Source organism: Verrucomicrobiota bacterium (genome assembly GCA_016871535.1).
Taxonomy (GTDB): Bacteria; Verrucomicrobiota; Verrucomicrobiia; order Limisphaerales; family SIBE01; genus VHCZ01.
On sequence record VHCZ01000215.1, the window covers coordinates 1 to 10673 of the forward strand.

Annotated in this window: 7 protein-coding genes and 1 CRISPR repeat array; of the genes, 2 read left to right on the top strand and 5 right to left on the bottom strand. The window is 60.9% G+C overall.

Features of this window, described 5'->3' with window-relative positions; genetic code table 11:
- Window positions 1–300: 300 nt before the first annotated feature.
- A complete protein-coding gene (locus FJ398_21300; GenBank protein ID MBM3840451.1) occupies window positions 301–1641 on the bottom strand; it encodes an MFS transporter in 1341 nt (446 codons plus the stop codon).
- 144 nt (window positions 1642–1785) lie between these two features.
- On the opposite strand from FJ398_21300, the gene FJ398_21305 reads away from it, so the two are divergent.
- Window positions 1786–2469 carry a thymidylate kinase gene (locus FJ398_21305; protein ID MBM3840452.1) on the top strand — a complete coding sequence of 228 codons (684 nt, stop codon included), beginning with the start codon at window positions 1786–1788 and terminating at the stop codon, window positions 2467–2469.
- A gap of 13 nt (window positions 2470–2482) precedes the next feature.
- A complete protein-coding gene (locus FJ398_21310) occupies window positions 2483–3271 on the top strand; it encodes a thymidylate kinase (GenBank protein ID MBM3840453.1) in 789 nt (262 codons plus the stop codon).
- On the opposite strand, the gene FJ398_21315 is transcribed toward FJ398_21310, so the two are convergent.
- The 4 genes from FJ398_21315 to FJ398_21330 all read right to left on the bottom strand — a co-directional run bounded on the left by FJ398_21315 (window position 3264) and on the right by FJ398_21330 (window position 9435).
- Complete coding sequence (locus FJ398_21315; GenBank protein MBM3840454.1) at window positions 3264–4667, bottom strand: DUF1501 domain-containing protein; 1404 nt, start codon at window positions 4665–4667, stop codon at window positions 3264–3266. The genes FJ398_21310 and FJ398_21315 overlap by 8 nt on opposite strands.
- Before the next feature lie 154 nt (window positions 4668–4821).
- A complete protein-coding gene (gene ptsP, locus FJ398_21320; GenBank protein ID MBM3840455.1) occupies window positions 4822–6609 on the bottom strand; it encodes a phosphoenolpyruvate--protein phosphotransferase in 1788 nt (595 codons plus the stop codon).
- A 73-nt stretch (window positions 6610–6682) separates the two neighbouring features.
- On the bottom strand, window positions 6683–7936 hold the full coding sequence (locus FJ398_21325; protein MBM3840456.1) for a hypothetical protein: 1254 nt from the start codon (window positions 7934–7936) through the stop codon (window positions 6683–6685).
- A 380-nt stretch (window positions 7937–8316) separates the two neighbouring features.
- Window positions 8317–9435 (bottom strand): hypothetical protein, encoded by a 1119-nt coding sequence (locus FJ398_21330; protein MBM3840457.1) that lies wholly within the window; start codon window positions 9433–9435, stop codon window positions 8317–8319.
- Window positions 9436–9982: 547 nt separating this feature from the next.
- Window positions 9983–10657: a CRISPR direct-repeat array (repeat unit 37 nt; unit sequence GTTTCAATCCGCGCCCCGCGCTCGCGCGCGGGGCGAC).
- Window positions 10658–10673: the final 16 nt, after the last annotated feature.

Here is a 10673-nt window from a genome sequence, read left to right on the forward strand (position 1 = left end):
CGGCGTTGCTCGTCGGTCACAGCCCCAAAACGGGGATGCTCCCTCCTCGCGCCTTGCATCCGGCCAGGCGGCGCTCCCGCCAAAACCGGAAGTTATTTTTGCACAGACCCTTAGGCCGCTTCAACGCTGAACTCCAGCGCGGGGCCGGAAGCAGCCTGAAGGCTGCGGTCCGCACAGTTTTCGGTTCATGGGCCGTGGGCATGGTTCTGAACCAAGGAAGCTCTACACGAACGGACCCCATCATCCGTCCCTTTTCCCCCACCGAGGGGGAGAGGGTGTACGACGAAGCCGCCTTCCCGCTCACCTCACCTCTCTGCGCCCGAGCCCCAGGCAGAAGATAATGGAAGCGGAAACCATCATCGACACGCAGAGATAATAAAGCCCTCCCACAAAAGAGCCGGTTAACGTTTCGGCTTTTCCCAGGACGTACGGGCCCAGGAACCCGCCGAGGTTCCCGATTGAGTTAATGAGGCCGATGCTGCCCGCGGCCGCCGCTTCCGTGAGAAACAGGCTGGGCAACGTCCAGAACGCCGGGAGATACGCTTTGAAACCCAGGAACGCCACCATGAAGCAGGCAATCGTGAGCGGCAAATTCCCGCGCGTGAGCGGCGCCAGCGCCAGCGCGGTCGCGCCCAGGAGGATTGGCGTGATCGCGTGGAAGCGGCGTTCCTTGAGCCGGTCCGAGTTCCAGCCGACAAACAGTTGACCCACGAGCGCCGAGCAAGGCGGGAGCAGCACGAGCCAGGTGATGGCGTCGAACTTCAACGCGTACCATTGCTGCAAAATGCTGGGCAGAAAAAATTCTACGCCATAACTGCCGGTGACCGTGCAAAAATATGCCGCCGCCAGCAGAAGCACTTTGGGATGACGCAACGCTTCGAAGACCGTCAGGCGCCGGCCGCCGGAGCGATGGGCTTTTTCCTCGTCCAATTTGGTCTCCAGCGCGGCGATTTCATCCGGTGAGAGCCACTTCGCCTGGCGCGGCCGGTCCGTGAGCATGAACAGCACGATCACGCCGAGAACGATGGCCGGAAGTCCCCAGAAAATGTAAACCCATTGCCAGCCTTCGAGGCCGAGCAGTTCGGGGCGATGCACGGGGACGCCATTGATCATTTCGTCGGTTCCGATTTTCAAAAGCGCATTGGAGATTTTCGGGCTGATCAGTTGGGCGATGGGCGTGGCCACGAAAAAATAAGCCAGCGCCCGGGCGCGGTCCCGGCTGGGAAACCAGTGCGTCAGATACACAATGACGCCGGGAAAGAAACCGGCCTCAGCCAGTCCGAGGAGGAATCGCACGACATAAAACTGACCCGGCGTTTTCACAAGCGCCGTGAGAGCCGCCATGATTCCCCACGTGATCATGATCCGGCTGATCCATTTTCGCGCGCTCCATTTCTCAACCAGCAGCGTGCCGGGAATTTCCAGCAGGAAATAGCCGACGAAAAAAACGCCCGCCCCGAAGCCGATCACCGCGTTATCGAATCCCGGCAGGTCGCGGGTCATCGTCAATTTGGCGATGGCGACGTTGGCCCGATCGACATAGGCAATGACGTAGCAAACGAAAAGCAACGGGAGCAACCGCCAGTACGCTTTGCGGCGGGCGCGGTCCAGGGGAGTGTCGGTCGAGGCATCGGCGGTCATAGGCTCTGGCGGTCAGCGCATCGGGGATTCGGTGCGGGGAATCTGCCGGAACGGCTGCCCAGGGTCGAGCGGCATCTTGGGGCACCTCGAAAAAAGTTGTCTTCTCCACAGCAGGCCGTAGGTTTTCGCCAGCATGGACGCAGGATGAAGACGTTTGCAGAACTGGATTTTCCGGGCCGCATGATCGCGGTCGAGGGATTGGATGGCTCCGGAAAATCCACGCAGATTTATTTGCTGAAACGCTGGCTCGAGTTGCAGGGCGCCAAGGTATTCTTCAGTGAATGGAATTCATCCACGCTCGTGAAGAACGCCACGAGCAAGGGCAAGAAACGCGAACTGCTCACCCCCACCACCTTCAGTTTGATTCATGCCACGGATTTCGCGGACCGCTATGAGCGTCAACTGGTGCCGCTCCTGCGCGCCGGGTACCTCGTGCTGTGCGACCGGTACATTTTCACGGCGTTCGCGCGCGACACCGTGCGCGGCTGTTTGCCGGAGTGGGTTCGCGGCAATTACAGTTTCGCCGCGCTGCCGGACCTGGTCTTCTTCTTCAACGCGAAGCTGGGGGTGTCCCTGCAGCGCATTCTCGATGGGCGCCCGGAGTTGAAGTATTTCGAGGCGGGAATGGACTTGAATCTTTCGCACGATCCATACGAAAGCTTCCGCATCTTCCAAGGCCGCCTCCTCGAACAATACCTCGCCATGAGCACGGAATTTAAGTTCCTGGTGATCGACGCCAATCAAGCGGTCGAAACGCAGCAAAGCCTGGTCCGCCAACTCGTCGCCAACCGGATCGATTTGAGCCGCTTCTTGAACTCGAAACACTGATGCAAACCCGCGCATGACGACCCTTGCCCGCTCCGCCAAATCGCCCCGCAAGCCTTCCGTGCCGCCGCGCGTTGTCGCGCCCCCGGTTTTCGTCCCGCACCGGTCGCCCAAGCGGTTCTACGGCCATGGCATCCCGGGCGTGGACCCGGCGAAATTGTCGGGCAAACTCATCGTGGTGGAAGGCGCGGACGGTTCCGGACGGTCCACGCAGATTGCGCAGTTGGTGCAATGGCTCGAAGCCAGCGGCCACGCGACCGTGCAGGTCGGCTTGAAACGCTCGACGCTCGTCGCCGAAGAACTCGACCAGGCGCAGCAAGGCAACATTCTCAGCCGGATCACCCTGAGCTTGTTTTACGCGACGGATTTTGCCGACCAGTTGGAAAACGTGATTTTGCCCGCGCTCAAATCGGGATTCATGGTCCTGGCGGATCGCTACATTTACACGCTCATGGTGCGCGACATGGTTCGGGGCATGGATGAAGAATGGCTTCAAAATCTTTACGGCATCGCCCTCGTTCCGGACGCGGTTTTTTATCTGAACGTGGCGCCCGAAGAGCTCATCCAGCGCAACTTCGCCAAGAATCTCGCGCTGGACTATTGGGAGAGCGGCATGGACCTGGGCCTTTCGCGCGACATGTTCGACAGCTTCCTCAAGTATCAATCGCTGGTGGAGCAACAATTCAAGCGCATCCAATCCACCTACGGCTTCACCATCGTCGAGGGCCACTGCTCGGTTGAAGAGGTCAGCGCTGAGCTGCAAAAGAAGATCGAGTCGGTGCTGGAGAAGTCACGGATCAAATAAGCCCCGCGATGGGTTTGCCCTGATAGAGCGTGTACGGCCGGTCTTGCGTATCCTGCCAGGTGGCGGTCGACGGAATTCCCAGAGCGCTGTAGATCGTGGCGGCAAGATTCTCGGGCGTTTGCGCATCACTCGCTGGGTAAGCGCCATGCGCATCGGACGAGCCGATCACCGTTCCTCCACGCACGCCGCCGCCGGCGAAGAACACCGTTTGCACCGCGCCCCAATGGTCGCGGCCAGGCAGTGACGCGCCCGGAATCGTGGAGATCTTCGGCGTCCGGCCAAATTCACCCGCCATGACGATCAACGTGCTGTCGAGCAAGCCGCGGCTGCTCAGGTCCTCGAGCAATGCCGACACCGCATTGTCCATGGGCGGGAGCAAGAAGTTTTTGAGATTCGGGAAGGCGGCCTCGTGCGTGTCCCAGGTTTCGTTGTTGCCCAGGTTGACCTGGACCAGGCTGACGCCCGCTTCGATCAACCGCGCCGCCAGCAGGAGCGACCACCCGAAAGAATTCCGTCCGTATTGATCCTGCAACCTCGGACTCGCATGCGTCACGTCGAAAGCATCGACGGTTTTTTGGTGGGTCAGCAGCGAGACGGCCATTTGCCAATAGCGGTCGAAGGTCTCCGCCTCGGCGGCGCGTTCGAGGAAGTCGCGTTGCCGATTCAATTCGTCCGCGAGATGAACGCGCGAGCGCAGGCGCTCGGGGCCCAATCCCGGAGGCAGCGACAAATTCGGGGCGCGGAACACGAGGTTCGCCTGGGTTTTCTGACCTTCGCGATGATGGAACAGAAACTCGGGATAGGCTCCGTAGTTCTCCGGATTATACGGCGACGCATCCAAGAACCAGGGATCCCGCCGTGTGCCGAGCAAACCGGCGAATTGTCCGGGAATCACGCGACCGGTTCGATGCACCAGGCGTTCCGGCAACACAATGGCGGGTGGAAGGTTGTTGCGCGGAGGCAGCAACGTATTCGTCAACGCGGCGATGGACGGCCAATCCGTGGACCTCGGCTGGTTCGGATCGAAGCCGGTCGGCAGTTCGGACCGGCCCGTGAGCATGATGTGATGGCCGGTGGAGTGATCGTTCGATCCGTGAGTCAACGACCGGCACAACGCCCAGAGATGGCTGCGCCGGGCGAGTTCCGGCAGGTGCTCGCAAATCTGAATTCCCGCCGTGCGCGTAGGAATCGGCTTGAACTCGCCGCGAATTTCCAGAGGCGCATCCGGCTTCAAATCGAAGCTCTCGTGCTGGGCGAGTCCGCCGGAGAGGAAGATGTAGATTACGGACTTTGCCCGCGGAGAGGTCTTTTTCTCGCTCGCGGCGGCCGCGGCGCGCAAAGGCGCGAGGTGATTCATTCCGAGGCCGAGCAAGCTGATGGTTCCAGCCTGGATCATCGCGCGCCGGGAAAGGGTCCGACCTTGCGGATGGATGAACGGATTTGGCATCGTGCGGCGCTCCGAGTTCAAGTTCCGTTTGCACCGTAACCCTGCCGAGATCGACGTCAAGGGCAAATCTAGCAGAAACCCAAGGGACCAAAGGAGTGATCCGTTAGTTCGTGGTCACGCCTTCATCGAACAGGCCCGGCGCTACCTGATGCACGAGGGCCTTGGCGCGAGCCAGGATTTCCGCGGCGGATTCTTGCTGGAGCGCCCACCGGGAGATTTCCTTCGCTTCGGAGAGCTTGAGGCGGCGGATCAGGAACTTAAGCTGCGGAACGACGGACGGCGTAGCGCTGAGTTCATCGACACCCAGGCCCAACAAAAGCGGCACCATCGTCGGATCGCCGGCCATTTCGCCGCACACGCCCACCCAGATGCCATTGCGATGCCCGGCTTCGACGGTCATTTTGATCAGGCTCAGGATGGCGGGATGCGTCGGTTCGTAAAGGTGTGCGATCTTTTCGTTGAGGCGATCGACCGCGAGCGAATACTGGATCAAATCGTTCGTGCCCAGACTGAAGAACTTGACCCGCTTGGCGAGACTGTCCGCGATCATGACCGCCGAAGGGATTTCTATCATGGCGCCGATTTCCACGCTGTCGTTGAAGGCGATGTTCTCCGCGCGCAATTCCGCCTTGCAGTCCTCCACAAGGGCGTTGGCCTGGTTCAATTCATCCAGGCCGGAAATCATCGGATACATGAGCTTGACGTTGCCTTCGACGCTGGCGCGCAGAATGGCGCGGAGTTGGGCGCGGAAAATCTCGCGCTCCTGCAAACAAAAGCGAATCGCCCGCCAGCCCAGAAAGGGGTTGATCTCGCGCGGGACCTGCAGGTGCGGCAGGAATTTGTCGCCGCCCAGATCCAGGGTCCGGATCAGCACCGGTTGCGGCTTCAGCGCCGCCGCGACGCTGCGATAGGCCTGATACTGCTCTTCCTCAGACGGCAAGGTTTCGCGATTGATAAAAAGATATTCCGTGCGAAACAAACCGACGCCTTCCGCGCCGCAGGCTTTGACCGAATCCGCATCGGCGGCCTGCTCTACATTGGCCGAGAGGACGACGCGGGAGCCGTCCAGCGTGACGGACGGCTGGTCCTGAACGTCCCGGAGCCGCTCTTCGAGGTTGATCTGGCGCCGGGCAAGCTGGCCGTACTCGAACAGAGTCTGGTCGGTCGGATTGAGAATGAGGTATCCGTTGAACCCGTCCAGCAGCGCATATTGGCCGGTTTCGAGCTGGCGGCTCGCGTTACGAAGCCCCACCAAGGCCGGGATGTGCATGGAACGCGCCATAATCGCCGTGTGCGACGTCTGGCTGCCGATGTCCGTGCCAAATCCCAAAACCATCTTGCGGTCCAACAACGCCGTCGTGGAGGGCGCGAGGTCGTAGCTGATGATGATGCAAGGCTCCGGCAGACTCCGCAGATCCGTTTCGTGCGGACGCTGCAACAAATTGTTCAGCACCCGCGCCGTCACGTCCCGCATGTCGGCCGCGCGTTCGCGGAGGTATTCGTCATCCATCGCGGCCAGGGCGGCTGCATATTTCTCCGACACCTGGTGAAACGCGCGCTCGACGTTCAGTTTCTGTTCCTGGATCAGGCGGCTGACTTCATCGATGAGCGTTTGGTCCTCCAGCACCAGCAAATGCGCGTCGAAGATGGCGGCATCCTTCGACCCCATGGCTTGCTCGACCTTGTGTTGAATGTCGATGACCTGCTGGCGTGTCTGGACCAGCCCATCCTCCAACCGATCCAGATCACGAGGAACTTCTTCGTCCGTAATGTGGTGCGTGGGAACGGAGTCGCTGGTTTTGCCCAGCACGAGGATTTTACCGCGGCACACGCCAGCCGAGACCGGGATGCCTCTCAAAATCCTCTCGCCCTCTCGCTCGGACGGTGCCATGCGGCCTACTTAATCACTCTTTCTTTTTGCGAAAAAGATAATTTTGGAAGCGCAGGCTTCTTTTGCTGTTTTTTCAGCGACTTCTGATTTCGAAGGGGAGTGTTACCGTCTTCTTCGACAGTCTCTCATCCACTTGTTCAAACACATCCACCTCGAAGGGTTTCTCCAGGCTGTTGCCGGCCAGATCTTCCAGCAACGTGTCGGCGACGATTTCGTAGCGGCCCACTGGCCAGTCCGTGTCCGGCACGAAACTCCATTCCCGCTCCAGATCCGCGAGCACCACGTTGCCGGAGAGTTTGCGCCGCCCGGTATCCGTGACCCAGATCAGCCGCCGGGCCAGCGCGTTGTCCATGGGCTCGGCAAAGCGAATCACCAGCGGCTGGCGCGTCCTGGCCTTGGGAATGCTGATTCTCCAGGCGGCTGGAGCGGGCGGATCGCGGTCCGGGGGACCGACCTCGAAAGTCCTCCGGTAAGCTGCTTTCAACGGAGCGCCATCGCCGTCCCGCCAATCCTTGTCGATCACGAGCGTGTAACGTCCGTCGGCTTGCATGGAGGGACCGATCTCTTCCAGCGGGCGAACCCCTCGTTTGACGCGGCCAGGATCGATGAAAAGCGTCAGCCGGGTCATCTCTGGATTCCAGAGTTCCTCATCGAGTTCAAGAAACGGCAATTCCACAACCTTGCCCGCGCCGTCCAGCAGATGAATGTGCTCGTAGATTCCGCCCCGGCTCATCGGCCCGGAGAATTGAATGTAGAACTTCAGAAGATTCTCCGGCAACTGCGTTGAGGTCGGATAAACGCGCTGAACCACCGTTTTGGGAATTCGAGCAGGCGTCGGCAGTGTAAACCAGGCCGCCGTCACTCTGGATTTTTCAGGAGGCGCTCCAGGGAGCGCTTCCTGATGAACCTCGACTCGATAAGGGACTCCCGGTTGCACGGGAAATTGAGGCTCGAACCGAATCCGATCCTTGAGGGTCTCATAACGCCCTTGGACAGGAGGCAGATCATTCGCCGCGGCGGATGACATAGGTTCGACATACACGCTCAGAAGTTTCATCCATTGCGCGTCGCTCCACGAAACGCTGGCCAAGGCCCTGACCGCTTCGGAACTCAAACCCTCCAGTTCAACGGCCCATTGCCTGGTATCTGCTGGATCCCGCACCCAGCGAATCGTCAGACCGTCCTGGATAGCGGTCGCAACCGCGCCGGCTTCCGCGGAGCCCCGAGTTCGCGAAGTGGCCGAAGAAAGGCTCACGCAGCCGGCCAGAAACAACGACAACAGCGCAGCCACCACAATCTCTCTTGCCAGGATCGGGATGTGTCTCATCTCACTGGCGCGGTGGGCCGGCGGCCCCGAATCGCTCGGAACCGAAGCGCGGCATTCATGCCGATTAGAGCGTGTTTTGAAAATGGAGCGCGGCTGTGTCGGAGACCAGCCGCGGCGCGTGAATGGCGCCCAGTGCATCGGAAATCCGTGCCGTGCTGCGGCTGGTCGAGGACGACACAGCCGCGCTCCGGGTTTTCCCAACACGCTCTTAGCGCTGCAAAGTTCCCCAAACGCTGGAACTCGAAGCGGCCTAAAGGCCGCGCTCCGGGCCGCTGGCCACATGGTCAATAGCCCTTTCCTAAACGCGGCAGGGCGGACTTGGCGGTCCGCCCTGCCTTGCGCAAGGTTGTTAATGGAATGATCCGGAGTGTTGCGGCGGCTCACGGAAGCGGAAGGGATTCGAGATTCAGCGCGCCGCCTTCGCCGCGACGCAACACCAGTGCAAGCTGGTCATCCAGGCGATCCAACTGATCGACGCCGGTCCAATCCTTGATCGTTTCGTAAGTCAAACCTTTGGTTGCGCCATCGGGGACATGCGCAAGAATCGGGTCGGTCTTCTCGATGTTGTCCGTGGTGATCTTCATGACCCCGCGGCTGCTGTTGGCCATCAGCAAGTAATCTTTGCCGCCTTTGTGATAGACAATCATGTCGAGCGGGCGATTCCGGTTGCCCAGTTCCGCAATGGTCGTTCCTTTGATTTTGGCGCCGGGTTTCAACTCGGAAATCGGGAATCGAACCAGGGGCGTGCATTGATACGCGGCCAGGAGGCTCGGTTCGCTGCCGACTTTGAACGGAACGAACGTGCGCACCGGCGACTTGGTTTCAAATCGGCCATGGGCGCCATGATAGATTTCGACGCTCGTGCCGTTGGCAACCGTCTTGAAAGGGAACGGAACCGCGCGCAAGGTTGAAGAGAATTCCTCGTTGGATTGGCCCGCGATCAACACGCGATCTTCGAGAAACGCGAGATCGGTGATGGATTCCATGCGCGGATTGCTCTGGCGGTTGCCCTGGCCGACCACGCCATCGACGGGCGCGTCCGGCAGGACCGCTTTGGCAAACTTCACGTGGTCGAGCGCGACCGATTCCAGTTTGCCGTCGGCCTTTACGCGCACGAGCACGGGCATGGCTTCAGGACCTCGCCCCCGCGAAACGGCCAGGTAGGCGTTGCGGGAGATCGGGTTCACCACCAGATCGTTGATCAGGATCTGGTCGGCGCTGGTGCCGAGCAGCGCGGCGACTTTTTGGTTGATAGCTTCCACTTTCAATGCGTGGCTGCCGTGAGCAGGCGAGGTGTCTTCAGTGGCAATGGCGAAGATCGCCGCGCCTTTGGTGTCGGCGGCGAACAAGATGCCTTCGGGGCCGAACGCGAGCGGGCCGATGGATTTCAGGTCGGGTTTCCCGGCTTTCAACGAGTCGGACAGTTTGGCTTGAGCGGTGGCGGCCAGCAGGCCGGTCGCGAGCAGGACGAGGGCGGAGGACAGCAGGTTTGATTTCATAGTTCCTTTCTTTCCGGTTAGAGACGGGCTCTGTTAGGAACCTGGTTACGAGAACGTGAGCATGATTCGCCGGTGCAATTCGCCCGTCAAGCGCGAACCAGCAAGCATTCCGCTGGGGCACGGCTGGGGGCGAAGCCGTGGAGCAAACGTCCGTGCGACCCAAAAGCGATTCGCACCACTCGGATAAACCTGGGAACGGCATTTGATTTCAACAGGAGGGATCTTCTTCCTCGACCCGCGAGGAACGAGTGGAGAGAGGATTTGAGGAGAGGGGAAATCCCATGAAGACGGCCCTCCTCTCCCCGTCCCTCCCCACGAACCCGATTCAATCACGGATTACATGGATTACACGGATAATGCAGCTTCTCCATCCGCGAAATCCGCGAAATCCGTGGTCCAAAAATCCGTTCAGGGGTTCAATGCGCGAAACTTTGCTTGGGCGAATTCTCTCCCGGAGAGCCTGAGACTGAGCTGAGGGAGAGGGCCAGGATAAGGGGAATGGCGGCGGACTACGTCCAGTTGGCTTGGAATAGGCCCAGCGCGCCGCCACAACGAGGCCGCCCCGCGCTCGCGCGCGGGGCGACAACACAGCGAATCGTGGAACTCCAGGGAAACCTGTTTCAATCCGCGCCCCGCGCTCGCGCGCGGGGCGACCCGCACTGAGTTCGTCGAAGCTAGAAAGCGTTGAGTTTCAATCCGCGCCCCGCGCTCGCGCGCGGGGCGACCAAAGAGAGTCGGGCAATCTCTCCATGAGATAGTTGTTTCAATCCGCGCCCCGCGCTCGCGCGCGGGGCGACCGGTGCGGGTCTCAGCCCGCAACGTAATCGACGTGTTTCAATCCGCGCCCCGCGCTCGCGCGCGGGGCGACTCGGGCCGCCGGGCGGGAGTACATGAAGAGCCTGGTTTCAATCCGCGCCCCGCGCTCGCGCGCGGGGCGACCGCGCGCCATTGGTCGGTGACACATCGGATCAAAGTTTCAATCCGCGCCCCGCGCTCGCGCGCGGGGCGACTCTTTCGGCCCGAAGCTTCTGGCCAGCGGTGGTGTTTCAATCCGCGCCCCGCGCTCGCGCGCGGGGCGACCGACTCGCCGATTTGCAGAGCGCCAGCCGTTGAAGTTTCAATCCGCGCCCCGCGCTCGCGCGCGGGGCGACAAGCGGCGCTTGATCTCGCGCGGCGTGTGTACCTGTTTCAATCCGCGCCCCGCGCTCGCGCGCGGGGCGACAAGCGGCGCTTGATCT